This is a genomic window from Paenarthrobacter sp. 10L420, from assembly GCF_056395385.1.
Genome location: NZ_JBFTJK010000032.1, coordinates 19,010 through 32,688 on the forward strand (window position 1 = coordinate 19,010; position 13,679 = coordinate 32,688).

A 13,679-nucleotide genomic window follows, 5' to 3' on the forward strand; every position below is an offset into this window, starting at 1 on the left:
CGTTGTGTCTCCTCACTTTCAATCTATACGGCACTGGGGGGCTTGCCGCAAGGCCTGGGGGTTGCTGCAAAATTGAGAGCCGACGCCGGAAGTACGCGCTGTTTCAGAACGCGCGGTTCCGGCGCCATCAGCCCAGAAAGGAGCTAACAACGTGCCCCTCACAACCAGCGCGTTCAACCTTCCCGAGCACCTCGCGCCCAAAGCAGATCCAGCCCTGATCGCCGCCGATGAGCATCACTTCGCAGCCATCGCTGAAAGCCTCGAGCAGACCATTTCCGAGCTGTCCGATCAGCTCGATGCCATACGGAAAGCCCCCAGTCGCTTCGGCCAGGAGGCAGTGGAGAAGGACGTCGAAACCCGTCGGCTCACTGGTCGACTGCGTGCACTGCGCCGCTTCGGACTCGACCTCTGCCTCGGCCGCGTAGTCCCTTCCGGCGACACGGAACCGCTCTACATTGGGCGACTCGGCCTCACGGACAGTGACGGCCGCAGGCTCCTGATCGACTGGCGCTCCCCCGCGGCCGAGCCGTTCTTCGGAGCCACGCACGCCAACCCCATGGGCCTGGCCGCCCGCCGTCGTTATCGCTGGACCCGCGGCCGGATCACCGACTATTGGGACGAGGTTTTCACCGCGGACCCGGCCACCGCCGACCAGGCCTCCGCAGATCCGTCCGGCGGCACGGCTGCCCTTGAAGACCTTTCAGCCTTCATCGCCAGCCTGGGCAGCAGCCGCTCGGCGCGGATGCGGGACGTGCTGGGCACCATCCAAGCGGATCAGGACGCCATCATCCGCGCATCGTCCCGGGGTGCTTTAGTGGTCGATGGCGGTCCCGGTACAGGTAAGACTGTGGTCGCCTTGCACCGCGCCGCGTATCTCCTCTACTCCGACCCTCGCCTCGGTCATCGCCGGGGCGGCGTCCTGTTTGTTGGCCCGCACCGGCCGTTCCTGGCGTACGTAGCAGATGTCCTTCCCAGCCTGGGCGAAGAGGGTGTGCAGACCTGCACCCTTCGGGACCTAGTGCCGGAGGGAGCCGACGCTGCAGTTGAGGCCGACGAGGTTGCCCGGCTTAAATCTTCGGCTGACCTGGTGAAAGCAATCGAGCCGGCGGTCAGGTTCTACGAGTCACCCCCGAAGGAGGGTCTGGAAGTCGAGACACCCTGGGCCGACGTCTGGCTCAATGCAGACGACTGGGCCGAGGCTTTCGACGTGCCAACACCAGGCACTCCCCACAATGAAGCGCGCGAGGAGGTCTGGGAGGAACTGCTCACCATTTTGGTAGACAAGTTCGATACGGACGAGGTTCCCGAGGACTTGCTCCGCCGGTCCTTCGCGCAGAATCCGGACCTCGTGGAAGCCTTCAGCCGGGCGTGGCCACTGCTTCATCACACGGATCTGGTGTCTGACCTTTGGCGGGTGCCAGCGTACCTGCGTTTGTGCGCGCCTTGGCTCAATGCTGATGAAGTGGGGAAGCTTCAGCGGGTCAATCCGAACGCTTGGACTGTGTCGGATTTGCCCCTCCTGGACGCAGCCCGGCAACGATTGGGTGATCCTGAGGCGTCCAAGCGAAGGCGTCGACAGAAGGCCGAAGCCGCTGCCGAGCGTGAGCTCATGGACCGCGTGGTGGAAGACCTCGTGGCTGCGGACGATTCCGAAATGCTGGTCATGTCCATGCTGCGCGGCGAGGACATGCAGGAGAAGCTCATGGATGAGTCAGTGTTGATCGCGGACCCGGACCAGCTCGCCGGCCCCTTCGCCCATGTGGTGGTGGACGAGGCGCAGGAACTGACCGACGCCCAGTGGCAGATGCTCCTGCAGCGCTGCCCGTCGCGGAGCTTCACCATCGTCGGCGACCGCGCACAGGCCCGGCACGGATTCACTGAGTCCTGGCAGGAACGCCTGGAGCGCATAGGACTGAGCACCGTGAACCTGACGCATCTCAGCATCAACTACCGCACGCCCGAGGAAGTCATGTCGGAGGCCGAGCCCGTCATCAGGGCCGCCCTCCCCGACGCCAACGTCCCCACCTCCATCCGGAGCAGCGACCTCCCGGTCATCCACGGAACGGCTGCGGACCTGGACTCGATCATCACTTCGTGGCTTGGTGCACACGCCGAAGGAATCGCTTGCGTCATCAGCAAGAACGACGCCGGACGCGGCTCGCTACCAGCGTCGCCGCGCCTGCGTTGGCTGGCGCCGGAGCTATCCAAGGGACTCGAATTCGACCTCGTGGTTTTGATTGATCCGGAGGAATTCGGGACGGGCATCGAAGGAGCCGTGGACCGCTATGTTGCGATGACCAGGGCCACCCAGCAGCTGGTCATCCTCACCACTGCCGAGACCACCGCCAAGTCCACTGCCGAGCCGGCCCGCGGCGACCGCTGAGACTCTTTGGCACCCCAGCAGGCGTCTTGCCACCCGCCCAAGGGAGTGCCGCCGTCGTCGACTGTTTTATTGAGCTGCCTCGGCAGCCGTTTTTAGGTCGGCCGCGAACTGTTCGAAGCTCGAGTCGAAGGATGGGATCTTGCTCGCAAATAGTGGAAAGATGGGTCCGCCGATGCGTTCATTCATCTCAAAGAGAGTCTGTCCGCCATTGGTACCCGTGAGGGTGTAGACGCGGCTGCCCAGCGCGTCGCCCCATACGAGGCGGCTGGTGGGTTCGAACTCCTTGACCTTGAGCTTGAAGGTGCGGCTTGGATCCAGCTTGGACACCAGCTGGAGGCTTGATCCTGGTTTGATCTCGCCCTGCAACGACACAATGGTCGAGTTCCATCGGGGGTAGTCGGCCGCGGTGGTCAAGACGCGCCAGACCCTGGCGGGGTCGGCGTCGATTGTCGTAGCCACCTTGGTGGTGCGGCTGAACGTCTTACTGACGGTGGTGGCGGTTCCATCTGGACTGGTTGTCATCGCATTCCGCTTTCTGAGAATCCGCACGTGCCCGCTGCCATCAGCGGCGGGCACGTGCCGGGACCGGTTCTTCGAATGCTACATTCCCGGGATCTCCTGCGCCTCGTGAACCTCGATTTCGCAGCCACCGGGCATGTTCAGGTGCGGGTGGACTTTGGCGAGCTCAACGGCGGCGTCGATGTTGTCGGCTTCGAGGATGCTGTAGCCGGCCACTTCACGCTGGCTGGGCGCCGTGCTGCCATCGGAGGCCACGCGGACTCCGTTGGCCAGCGGCGTGCCGAAGTCCACCAGACGATCGCCCACCTTGGCACCCCACGCGTTCCACTCCCCCATGACGGCTGCCATGTCATCCGGCGACGGCGGGGCGGCCTCTGCGGGGGTCATGGGTGCGTGGTAGATGAAAACGTACTTGGACATGATGGTCCTTCTTTCCTGCTGTTTGTTTGTTGGGCTCTAAGGGTTTTTAGAGGGTGACAGTGCGGCCGGTGAAGGCTACGAGCCGTTCCAGGCTGCTGGCTGTCTCCGCCGTCGGCTGCTCGGGCGCAAAGCTGCCGCCGGAGCGGACCTGCTCGGAGATGGTCTGCCGGGCCAGTTCCGTCACGTAATCGCTGACGACGTCGGACACCTCCACTTGCTGTCCCGTCGCCTTGGCGAAGTCCCAGGCATGGACGAGCAGTTCGAGGTTCAGGATCCCGGCGACCGTGGTTGCCGGCAATTCGGCGAAGCCCATATCGACGGTGCCTTCCAGTCCGCGCTTGCTGAAGGCTTCCAGCGCGGGCTGGGCCAACTCAGCGATCCGCACCTCTGGCGACGCGTCCTTGTGGTCCACAGGTGCTGCTCCGAGCGCGCGTCCGATGCCCTTCAGCGACCCGGCTAAGTGGTCCAGCAACTCGCTCACGTTGAACTCCTCGCACGGCGTGGGCTTCGCTGTGTCCTCAGGAGCGACGTTGCGCAGCACGCCAAGAAGGATGGCCAAAGAAAGTTCAGCCGAGCTCAGTTGGTTGATGGGGTCAGGCGCCCATGCCCAGTCGTCACGGCCAGCGCCGTCCTTCGATGAAGCCTCAGCCAGCAGACGATCAAGGTAGTGGTTCCAGCCCATCGCGTGGGATGTTTCCTGCTCCTCGGTGAGTCCTTCATGCAACAGCCGGAGGGACGTTCCGTCGGCGTCCGGCTCCAACGTGATGCTGATAGTTGAGGCTCCAGGGGGAAGATCATCCTGGCCCTCCCAACCCCAGGTGAAGACGACGCGCTTGCCCGGTTCGATTTCCTGGAAAGTTCCCGCCGCGTTGTGGCCGGGGGTAACGGTCCAGCGGAAATCCCCACCGATCCGGAGGTCCACCCGGGCCGCGACCGTTTGCCAGCGCCGCAGTCGCTCAGGCTGGGTGATGAGGGCGAAGGCCTCGTCGGCTGTGACCGGCAGGTGGATGGTTTTGTCGAAACTCATGTGCGTCCTCGCCTTTGGAAGTTTTTAGTGGTCGGGCTGTTGTAGCTGGTGGCCGCCGCGATTTTGGGCAAGAGCGGCAGCATCGGATGCAAGAAGGTCCAGTTCGTTGGTCCAGAACTGGGAAACAAGATCACGGAGTCGGCCCATCCCCTGGGGATCGAGCCTGTAGTACCTGTTTCTCCCTTCCTTGCGGGCCATCACCAGGCCCGCCTTCTCCAACAACAACAGGTGCTGTGAAACAGCGGATCGGCTGACCTCGAAATGGGCAGCCAAGTCACTGACCGCCTGTTCGCTGCCAGCCAGGAGATGAAGCAGCCGACGCCGATTGGGCTCAGCAGCTATCTCCAGGGCATCCAACACGAATAATACGTTAGTGGTGGCTAACGTATTAAGCAAGAGGAGTGGCTGTTGCCTTCCTTTTAGTGCCTTCCTTTTAACAGCTCCGCCTTGCGGGAGCTGCGATGTCGCGGGCCTGCCCCATGCCGTCGTCGTTGCAACAAGGCTGTGAGTGGCAACACCAGGCGGGAAGCCACCACGGCGGCGAGCGTCACCAGAGTCACAAGAATGGCAATGGTTACCAGCACCAGCCACAATTCGGGTGCGGGCGAGCCACTAGGAATTTCCGGGGTATTTTCGAGTCCAAGCATTTACTTCTCCTGCAATCTGGGGCGTAACTATTGCAGTGGTGAGTACGAGTTAATGCCAGAACATGTCGCGGAAGGCCCGATTCTTTGCTTCGGTTGTTCTATCGCGTGTCCGCAGTGGGCTTCCGCCACATCACGGCCAGCACCAACACCAGCACGTTCAGGCTCAGCATCACCAGCACCATGAATCCCCAGTTGGCTTGGTTCACACCCGAGCCATACAGAACGCCAATCAGCACGGTTGCCGTGATCGCGCCAAGGTACCTGCAGGTCTGGAAGATTCCGGCAGCTACTCCGCGGTCCTCCGGTCGTGCCGAAACATAGAGGCCTTGGTTCGAGGCCGTGCTCACCAGCCCATACGGAATGCCCATCATTGCGGTCAGCACAAACACCAAAGGCGCCCACAGAGACAAGGTGAGCGCGCCCAAACCCGCTGCCGCAACAGTCAGAATCAGCACACCTGTGATCAGGACGGAACGCACGCCGAACCGCTCCATCAGCCGCACCGTCAGTGGCGTCACCACAACCGACAACGCCGCAAGGGGCAGCATGAGCAGGCCCACCACACCGGCGTCGTAATGACCTGCCTCCTGCAGCAATTGCGGCAGTCCGAAGAAGGCAAAGTAGTAGACGCCGCTGAAAACGATGAACAGCAAATACACCAGCAGCAGCGGCCGGTTCCTGCCCAGCAGGCGGAGGTCCAGGAAGGGCGGCCGGAAGCGCAGCTCGCGCCAGGCGAAAAGCCCGCCGATCACAGTCGCAGCGCCCAGAAGCCACCAGCGGTAGGCCGGTATCACGTTAAGCAGCGCCATCATCGCCAGCATGAGCGACGTGACGAATGCGAGGATGCCGGGGATGTCGGAGTCGCGGATCAGCGCCGACAGCTTGCCCGTTTCGCGGCCGGAGTCGGCCGGCGCAGCCTTGTGCACCACAATGAGTGCAACCAGCGCGATTGGCACGTTGATCGCGAACAGGGCCTGCCAGCCGACCAGGCTCACCAACAATCCGCCCACAACGGGGCCCACGGCAGCGGCCGAGGTGTTTGCCATCTGGATCCTGCCGAGCGGCCGAGTCGACGGCAGGTTGGCGAGCTTGCTCAGTTCGGTGACCATCACTACGGCCGAGGGATATGCAGTCGCGGTCCCTACAGCCATCAGCGCTCGGGCCACACACACCAAAGCGAAGCTGGGAAGGAAGGGCGCGATGGCACAGGTGACCGCGACCAAGGCCATGCCGAAGGTGAACAAGCGGCGGGGCCCGAAGCGGTCAGCGAGCCTGCCCATGAGCGGCTGGCCGGCGGCGGACGCCAGGTAGAAGGACGTGATCACCCAGGTAACGGTGGCGACGTCGAGCGCGAAATCCTGCCGCAGCACTACCAACGCGACCGCGATCATGGACGAGTTCAGCGGGTTCAGCGCCGTCCCGAGGCTCAGCGCAGCAATTGCGAGGCCGGGCCGGGGTCTATTCGTCGTCACCCACCCAAGTCTGCTCCATAGTTGCTTCGGGTTACGAAACGCGTTCGCGGGGCGGACATTCGTCGCGGGCGGACATTCGCCCTTACTCCTCGAAGTGCGTCGTAATCTTGCCCGAGGACACGGCGGCGATGATTGACCGGGCCAAATGCCGCAGCTTGATGTTCCGATTGCTCGAAGCCGTTCGCAGGATAGTGAAGGCTTCCTCCTGGCTGCAGTGGTTCTGCGCCATGATCGCGCCGACGGCCAGGTCGATCACCGTGCGCGATTGCATCGCAGCGGCAAGATCGTTCCGCGCATCGCTGAGCTGGGCGATCTTCAGCGCGAGGCGTAGCGACTTGGAGGCGTGCGACGCGAACACCTCGGCGCGTTCCACGTCATCGTCACTGAACGCGTGGGTCCGCTCGGAGTAAAGATTCAGGGCAGCGCGCGTATCTCCCTCGACCAGCAGCGGCACGCTCAGGATGGATCGAAGCCCTTGATGGGAGGCGGCCTGGACGTATTCCGGCCAACGGTGTTCGCGGAGAAGGTCCGGGACCAAGACGGAGGTCAGCTTGTCCATGGCCGTAAGGCACGGGCCTTCAAAGGTGTTTTGGAGTTCGTCCATGACCCGGGCCCGGTCGTCACTGCTGGCGGCCGTCGCGGATTTCTTGCGCCGAAGGACTGTGATGCCGCAATAAACAGGAGACTTGCGGTGTGAGAGGCTCTCTGCCGAGAAAGAAGCCAGATCGCCGAGAAAAGCCTCGACGTCTTCGCTACCCAGGACGAGATCCAGAAAATATCCATTCTGGAGAGCTTCCTGCTCGGGGCGGGGGTTGACCATGTGGCACGTTCCTACTGACTGAAAAGCGTCCCCAGCAGACAGCAAAGGAGCGAATATCGCCGCCCTCTGCAAAACGGTCTGAAGACACCATATCGTCCAACGATCAACGGTACAAAGTGCGGCACGACATGCATTTAGCAGCAGATCCATGAACCAAACCCGACCGACTTTGTCAATCCGGGCAGGCTGTCACATCGAACGGAAAGTAAGTAGGCTTACTTTATTATCCGAGTCCGGAAACCGGACGATTCGTGCAAAGGAGACATTCTGATGGGCGTTGAAGACAGCATCCGTAAGGCCGCCGAAAACGCAATGGAAGACCTGGCTGGCACCTCCGATCCCGTGGACGACCAACACGTGCCCGAACCCGGCGCGAAGGACGACGACATCCAGGTCCACTCCTCCATCAGCGAAGGTTCAAATGCGATGGACTCGGACACGCCTGAAGAGCAGGCGGAGGCAACGTCGGGCCGCTCGTTCGCCGTGGCTGGTGACGGCGAGGCCCACGAGGAACCCACAACCAGCACTGCAGGAGTAACCGATAGCGAAATGAACCAGGAGCGGGAAGGGGACCGCGACGTGCCCGCCGCATCGGGCGACGTCCCCGGACCGGCAGGCCTGCCCGACGGAACCCCGGACGAACTCCGGGCAGACCCCTCGGAAGGTGACGAGGACCCGTCGACTGGCATGGGTCGGGGCTGAGGCGCGAACACTAAGCGTGTCGGTAGAGCGCTACGTTTTTACCTGCAGCCGGGAGAAACGCGGAATCAGGGCTACGTCCCGATTCAGCGCTCGGATGGCAGCTGTGGCTGTTTCTATCGACACGCTCTCGCCTTGTTCCAAGCGAATGATCGTGTGACGACTCGCCTTGATCATCTTGGCCAACTGACCTTGCGTCAGGTTTTGCTCCCTCCGTGCGCCCCTGATCGCTGAGCCTAAGGACTTGGCATCGAAGGCTCTAAACCAGACTGTTTCAGACGGTTGTTCCATGGATTGACACTAACCGTCTGGGAGCCAGCCTTTGTTGAAGAACATGAACATTCTGACAAGAACAGCAAAAGTTCAATTTCTGCGACACGGACCGGATCATGTGCTTAGTTCGAGCAAGATAGGGGAACGGTAAGACTCAGGGCACCAAGTCGGGTGGAGCGTAGGCTGTGGAAATGGTTCCTGACGATACGGACAGGCTACGCTTCCGTGAGATGACGCCGGCCGACCTTGAGGTTATGGCCGACATGCTCGGCGATCCTCAGGTCATGGCTTACTACCCGGCTCCGAAGTCACGGGAAGAAGCGGCAGGTTGGATCGCCTGGAACCTGGCCAACTACGTCCGCGATGGGTATGGGTTGTGGATTCTGGAAACGCACGACGGCGGTTTTGTGGGCGATTGTGGGTTGACCTGGCAAACAGTGAACGGGCGCCGCGAGCTGGAAGTCGGCTACCACGTGCGATCGGACCTCCAGGGGCGAGGCTTCGCCAAGGAAGCTGCTCAAGCTTGCGTTGATTTTGCGCGCGACGTAGCCCGGGTCGAAGGCCTCGTGGCCATCATCCATCCCGACAACATCGCCTCCCGCCGGGTGGCCGAACACATCGGGATGACTCACTTGGAAGAGGACGTCGACGGCTCAATCGTTCGGATAGTGATGGGGATTGAGCTGAACGCCGTGGCTTCCTGACCTAGTTTGGGCCGAGTTCAAGCGATCCGCGCGTCTGTGTCAGGGTCTTGTCGGGCGCCAAGCATTCCAGCGATTCGGGCTTCGAGAGCTGCAAGGGTCGCTTCCGGAAGGACGATCAGGCCGTCGAGTTCCTTGCGCGCACGCTTGTACGCCGTCTGCCGCTCTGCCGGGGTGGCTGCGGAGTCTTCTGCAATCCGCAGCAGCTTCCTCGCCGTTGCCAGTCTTTGACGTTCGGGCCCTGTGAAGTTGCTGTCCTTGATGCGCCTGGCTTCGCGTTCGGCCACATCAAAAGCGAATTCGAAGCTGTGGACAGCAGCACGATACTCAGCCAGCCGGGCCGGCGTCGTTATGTCCTGGGGTGCGGCCGGCCGCATACCATCCGCTTCCTTTTTGGCGCGCAGGAAAGCTACCGTAAGGGGTTCGCGCACGTCACTCATCAGTGGGTAGTCGATGAGCTTCCCAACGTCGAGTTCGTAGTCCAGCCATTTATGGTTCACGGCATCATGCGTTGCCATCAACGAGACAACCTCGGCTTGGTTGGCCTGCTCGTGCACCGCAAGCTGGTTCTTCAGCTTGTACAACTCCACTTTGCGGCGATGGCGTTCCTCACTGGCTTTGGACCACGACCGTGCCCACCCACCGGCCATCCCGCCGATAGGGAAAATGAGCCACCAGTAGCTGCCAAGGAAGTCGAAGAGGTGTTCCACAGATTCATCCTCCCACTTCCAGGCCCACCTCGTCCGTGGGCTTGAACTGAGTCAGCGGCGTGTGAGCATGAGAGATTCTTACTCTCAACCCATTTATTGATAAGCCAGTCTGGACCACTCGATAGGCTCCTTCTGACAAGCTTTTCCCTTTGGAAGGACACACATTGCAAATCACGAGTGACCACAACGATGTGGCATCCGGTACCGAATCTACTCAGCCTCTCACCGTCGTCGTTGCGGGTTCCACCAGCGCGGCGGGGCAAGCCGTGGTCGGCTCGCTTGTTGCCCTGGGAGCCCGTGTGGCCGCCGTCGATCTTGACGCCGAGCGCCTCGAAGCACTCGCGGCCTCGCACGACGGTGTGGTGCCGTACACGTGCAACCTTTCGGACCCGGAATCGGTCGAGGCCCTGGCAGGTTCCGTCAGGAGCGAGTTCGGATCCGTGGATGGGCTTATCCACCTTGTGGGTGGTTGGCGTGGCGGCGAGGGAATCGTCGGCCAGAAGGACGAAGACTGGGACGTCCTGCACACCAGCATCATGACGACGCTCCGGAACACCTCGCGTGCGTTCTACTCCGACTTGGAAGCATCGCCGCGGGGACGTCTGGCCATTGTTTCGGCTGTCGCTGCTGCCAAGCCCACAGCGTCCGGCGCCAGCTACTCGGCAATTAAGGCGGCGTCCGAAGCCTGGGTTCTCGGTGTTGCAGATGGCTTCGAGGCAGCCCAGTCCGGCCACAAGACCGAGCCCAAGGAACAGACATCGGCCGCAGTGGTGTTCGTGGTCAAGGCCCTGCTGGACGACGCCATGAAAGCAGCTGCTCCGCACCGCAAGTTCCCGGGCTACACTCACGTCAACGAGCTTGGCGACCACGTCTCTGCTCTCTTCGCGGCCCCGGCTTCCCACCTCAACGGCGCCCGTCAGCACCTGAGCTAAGTCCCACCGTCGTACCCTGTCGCTAGCATGTCCGTATGGACCAGCGACTGCATTTCATAACGTTTGCCACCGCGGATCTCGACCGAGCCCGTTCGTTCTACAAGGACGGGCTCGGTTGGGATCCACTCATGGGCGTGCCCGGAGAGATCATCTTCTTCCAGGTCGGACCGGGCTTGATGCTTGGCCTGTTCGATGCTGAAAAGTTCGACCAAGACCTCAACAGGGACATTCCGACGGGCAGCGACGTTCCGACGAGCAGCGTCAGCGGCGTGACGCTTTCGCACAATGTCGATAGTGCGGCAGAGGTGTCCAGCACGATCGACGCCTTGGTGGCGGCCGGTGCAACTATGCTGAAGCCTGCCCAGGCCAGCGCTTTCGGGGGCATTTTCCACGGCCACGTCAAGGATCCGAACGGCATCGTCTGGGAGATCGCGCACAACCCTGGCTGGAGAATCGACGACGACGGCGCGGTGGTTTTCGGATGAGCGTCTTTCCGCCAACCTTCGCTGAAGATGTCATCAACCACGACGTCCGGGCCCAGTTCGATGCGTTCCTTGATGAGCATCGGCGTGCACTTTACGAGTCCCTGGACGGGCTAACGGAGGAGCAAGCGCGGCGCTCGTTGGTTCCTTCGCGAACAACGCTTTTAGGGTTGCTGAAGCACGCCACTGTTGTGGAAAAGGTGTGGTTCGATGAAGCCATCTCATGCCGGTCCCGGAGCGAAATCGGCATCCCGGCTACGCCTGACGAATCGTTCATCCTTGACGACACGGATACCATCGCAAGCATTCAGCAGGCACATCGCGAAGCGTGCGAGGCCTCACGGCTGGCTGCTTCGGATTTGGGGCTGGACGACCTCGTGCTCGGGAATCGACGTGGACCGCTCCCCCTCCGCTGGGTGTATCTGCACATGCTGCGGGAGCTCGCACAGCACTGCGGCCACGCGGACATTCTGCGGGAGCAAGTCACGAGCAAATAGCCGCCATTTCCCGTATTTCCTGATTCCAAACCAGGTCGAGCTAAAAATGTCAGACCCTGGTGAGAGGGTTTATTCATGGGAAGTATTGGGGAGATGTTGGCGCGTCGGGCAGCGATGTCTGGCGTCGCGTTGCGCCCCCGACGCGTTCCCCGAGGAAGCCACACCGTTCCTGCCAACGAGCTGGCGGCCCATGAAAGCCCGACGGCGGCAGTCCCCGGTTCGGAGAACGCCAGGGCCATTGCGTTGCTTCGCGGCCTTGTACCCCTGCCCTTCTCAGACCCTGATGAAGCCGTCCCTGACGTCGAGCCTCCTACCCAAGGACTTGAGGATGCGCCGGGACTTGAGGATGCGCGGGGGCTTGGGGATGCGCCAGCACCTGGGGCTGCGTTGGCACCTGAGCATGCGCCAGTACCTGAGCATGCGCCGGGTTTTGAGCATGCGCCGGGTTTTGAGCATGCGCCGGGTTTTGAGCATGCGCCGGGTTTTGAGCATGCGCCGGGTTTTGAGCATGCGCCGGGTTTTGAGCATGCGCCGGGTTTTGAGCATGCGCTGGGACTTGGTGATGCGCTGGCTGAAAGCGCTCAGGCGTTGGAATCTCTGCGTTCCGCCACTGTGGCCGGAGCCCTGGCATTCGGCTTTACCGAGGCAGCGGGGTTCGCCGGGCGGCTGGAGGAGATCGCCCGCACCGTGGAATACCTGCAGGTCATCGCGGCGCACGCCGTGGAACGGACCCGCACCCAAGCCCAGCAGGCACGGCCCTCATCCGCCGCCGGCACGGGATGGCAGACAGGCTGGACCGACCCCGCAACCACAGGCTCGGACTCGGCCGGGGTTTTTGCTGGATCCGCTACTACTGCGGGGCCAGGTGTTGTGGCTTCGGCAGTAGTAGTTGTTACTGCGGCGGACGCCGCTGCCGTGGCCGATGATGGCTACCGGAACGCCGCGGAATTCCTCCGCGCCAGCCTGCGGATCAGCAAAGGCGAAGCAACTCGCCGCCTCGCCCTGGCCTCCCAGGTCCTCCCCCGGACCGGAATCGCCGGGCAGGAGATCCCGCCCCGCCGCGAAATCCTCGCCCAAGCCCTCGAAACCACACAGATACCCACCCGGTCCGCGACCATCATCAGCGCCACCCTGGACAAAGTACGCCTCCTCGCCGACGACGACATCCTCACCCGGATGGAACACGCCCTCACCGCAACAGCAGTGGAAACCGACCCGGACTTCGTCACCAAAATGGCCAAACGCTGGGTCGATTCGATCGACCAAGACGGTCCCGAACCGTCCGAGGAAGTTCTCCGCCAACTCCAAGGGGCGTTCTTCCGCCGCCGACGCCGCCACGGGCTCCACCACATCGAAATCTTCGCCACCGCCGAACAATACGAAACACTCACCACCGCCATGAACGTCGCCACCAACCCCCGACTCATTCCCGGACACAGCAACATCACTGGCGAGGGCGGCGGCAATGCCATTGGCGAAGGCGACGAGAGCGGTGACGGGAGCGGCGGCGGGAGCGGCGGCGGGAGCGGCGGCGGTAACAACGAGGCCACCGGGCACAACGAAACCACGGGCCCGGACCTGGACCGGCGTCTCCGGCCCCAGAAACTCCTCGACGGACTCGTCGGAGCCTGCGCAGTTGCCATGACCACCGGGAAACTGCCAGCCAACGGCGGACTCCGCCCCCAGCTCACGGTCAACATCAACGTGCGCGACCTGTTCCAACAACTCAACGGCGCGGCCAACACCACCGCAACCGGCACGGCAGCCAACACCACCACAACCCGCACAGCCGCGGCCCCGCCACAGACGCCCGGAACTACAGGATCTGACCCGCACCACCCCCGGCTCAGCTCCGGGACCGCGACGTTCGTCGGCCCGATGCACCCCAACACCATCCGCAAAATCGCTTGCGACGCCGATATCCTCCCCGTCCTGCTCGGCAGCGACTCCCGCGTCCTGGACATCGGCCGCACCACCCGGATCTTCCCACCCCACATCCGCAAAGCCATCACCGCCCGCGACGGCGGCTGCGCCTTCCCCGACTGCACCATGCCCGCCCCCTGGTGCGAAGCCCACCACATCACCTACTGGTCACAC

The 13,679-nt window shown here is 62.6% G+C and carries 16 protein-coding genes; 7 read left to right on the forward strand and 9 right to left on the reverse strand.

The window, feature by feature from the left end:
- Positions 1 to 151 precede the first annotated feature (151 nt).
- The gene (gene helR, locus AC1DD5_RS24375; protein ID WP_477522964.1) at positions 152 to 2,383 is read left to right on the forward strand and encodes an RNA polymerase recycling motor ATPase HelR; all 2,232 of its coding nucleotides are present in this window, start codon (positions 152 to 154) and stop codon (positions 2,381 to 2,383) included.
- Between the two features lie 66 nt (positions 2,384 to 2,449).
- On the opposite strand, the gene AC1DD5_RS24380 is transcribed toward helR, so the two are convergent.
- From AC1DD5_RS24380 to AC1DD5_RS24410, 7 genes are all read right to left on the reverse strand, one after another.
- Positions 2,450 to 2,905 carry an SRPBCC family protein gene (locus AC1DD5_RS24380; RefSeq protein ID WP_477522965.1) on the reverse strand — a complete coding sequence of 152 codons (456 nt, stop codon included), beginning with the start codon at positions 2,903 to 2,905 and terminating at the stop codon, positions 2,450 to 2,452.
- Positions 2,906 to 2,983: 78 nt separating this feature from the next.
- Positions 2,984 to 3,322: a YciI family protein gene (locus AC1DD5_RS24385; RefSeq protein ID WP_477522966.1), complete on the reverse strand. Its 339-nt coding sequence runs from the start codon at positions 3,320 to 3,322 to the stop codon at positions 2,984 to 2,986.
- A gap of 46 nt (positions 3,323 to 3,368) precedes the next feature.
- Positions 3,369 to 4,349, reverse strand: coding sequence for a TIGR03086 family metal-binding protein (locus AC1DD5_RS24390; RefSeq protein ID WP_477522967.1), 981 nt, complete (start codon positions 4,347 to 4,349; stop codon positions 3,369 to 3,371).
- A gap of 24 nt (positions 4,350 to 4,373) precedes the next feature.
- Complete coding sequence (locus tag AC1DD5_RS24395) at positions 4,374 to 4,709, reverse strand: ArsR/SmtB family transcription factor (RefSeq protein ID WP_477522968.1); 336 nt, start codon at positions 4,707 to 4,709, stop codon at positions 4,374 to 4,376.
- Between the two features lie 59 nt (positions 4,710 to 4,768).
- Positions 4,769 to 4,996, reverse strand: a complete 228-nt coding sequence (locus tag AC1DD5_RS24400; protein ID WP_477522969.1) for a hypothetical protein — start codon at positions 4,994 to 4,996, stop codon at positions 4,769 to 4,771.
- A 98-nt stretch (positions 4,997 to 5,094) separates the two neighbouring features.
- Positions 5,095 to 6,468, reverse strand: coding sequence for an MFS transporter (locus AC1DD5_RS24405; protein ID WP_477522970.1), 1,374 nt, complete (start codon positions 6,466 to 6,468; stop codon positions 5,095 to 5,097).
- A gap of 82 nt (positions 6,469 to 6,550) precedes the next feature.
- Entirely contained in the window at positions 6,551 to 7,288 is a 738-nt protein-coding gene (locus AC1DD5_RS24410; RefSeq protein WP_477519122.1) for a GAF and ANTAR domain-containing protein, read from the reverse strand.
- Positions 7,289 to 7,558: 270 nt separating this feature from the next.
- On the opposite strand from AC1DD5_RS24410, the gene AC1DD5_RS24415 reads away from it, so the two are divergent.
- Positions 7,559 to 7,990 carry a hypothetical protein gene (locus AC1DD5_RS24415; RefSeq protein ID WP_477522971.1) on the forward strand — a complete coding sequence of 144 codons (432 nt, stop codon included), beginning with the start codon at positions 7,559 to 7,561 and terminating at the stop codon, positions 7,988 to 7,990.
- A gap of 30 nt (positions 7,991 to 8,020) precedes the next feature.
- Here AC1DD5_RS24415 and AC1DD5_RS24420 read toward each other — a convergent pair whose 3' ends face one another.
- Positions 8,021 to 8,278 carry a helix-turn-helix transcriptional regulator gene (locus AC1DD5_RS24420; RefSeq protein WP_477522972.1) on the reverse strand — a complete coding sequence of 86 codons (258 nt, stop codon included), beginning with the start codon at positions 8,276 to 8,278 and terminating at the stop codon, positions 8,021 to 8,023.
- A gap of 173 nt (positions 8,279 to 8,451) precedes the next feature.
- Between AC1DD5_RS24420 and AC1DD5_RS24425 the strand changes: the two genes are divergently transcribed.
- Positions 8,452 to 8,964, forward strand: a complete 513-nt coding sequence (locus AC1DD5_RS24425) for a GNAT family N-acetyltransferase (protein WP_477522973.1) — start codon at positions 8,452 to 8,454, stop codon at positions 8,962 to 8,964.
- 17 nt (positions 8,965 to 8,981) lie between these two features.
- Here AC1DD5_RS24425 and AC1DD5_RS24430 read toward each other — a convergent pair whose 3' ends face one another.
- Positions 8,982 to 9,671 (reverse strand): hypothetical protein, encoded by a 690-nt coding sequence (locus AC1DD5_RS24430; protein WP_477522974.1) that lies wholly within the window; start codon positions 9,669 to 9,671, stop codon positions 8,982 to 8,984.
- A gap of 164 nt (positions 9,672 to 9,835) precedes the next feature.
- On the opposite strand from AC1DD5_RS24430, the gene AC1DD5_RS24435 reads away from it, so the two are divergent.
- The 4 genes from AC1DD5_RS24435 to AC1DD5_RS24450 all read left to right on the forward strand — a co-directional run.
- Complete coding sequence (locus tag AC1DD5_RS24435) at positions 9,836 to 10,603, forward strand: SDR family oxidoreductase (protein ID WP_477522975.1); 768 nt, start codon at positions 9,836 to 9,838, stop codon at positions 10,601 to 10,603.
- Between the two features lie 35 nt (positions 10,604 to 10,638).
- Positions 10,639 to 11,088 (forward strand): VOC family protein, encoded by a 450-nt coding sequence (locus AC1DD5_RS24440; protein WP_477522976.1) that lies wholly within the window; start codon positions 10,639 to 10,641, stop codon positions 11,086 to 11,088.
- Positions 11,085 to 11,582 carry a DinB family protein gene (locus AC1DD5_RS24445; protein WP_477522977.1) on the forward strand — a complete coding sequence of 166 codons (498 nt, stop codon included), beginning with the start codon at positions 11,085 to 11,087 and terminating at the stop codon, positions 11,580 to 11,582. Before AC1DD5_RS24440 ends, AC1DD5_RS24445 begins: the two co-directional genes overlap by 4 nt.
- A 75-nt stretch (positions 11,583 to 11,657) precedes the next feature.
- Positions 11,658 to 13,679: DUF222 domain-containing protein (locus AC1DD5_RS24450; RefSeq protein ID WP_477522978.1), on the forward strand; the 2,022-nt coding region annotated here is incomplete at its 3' end.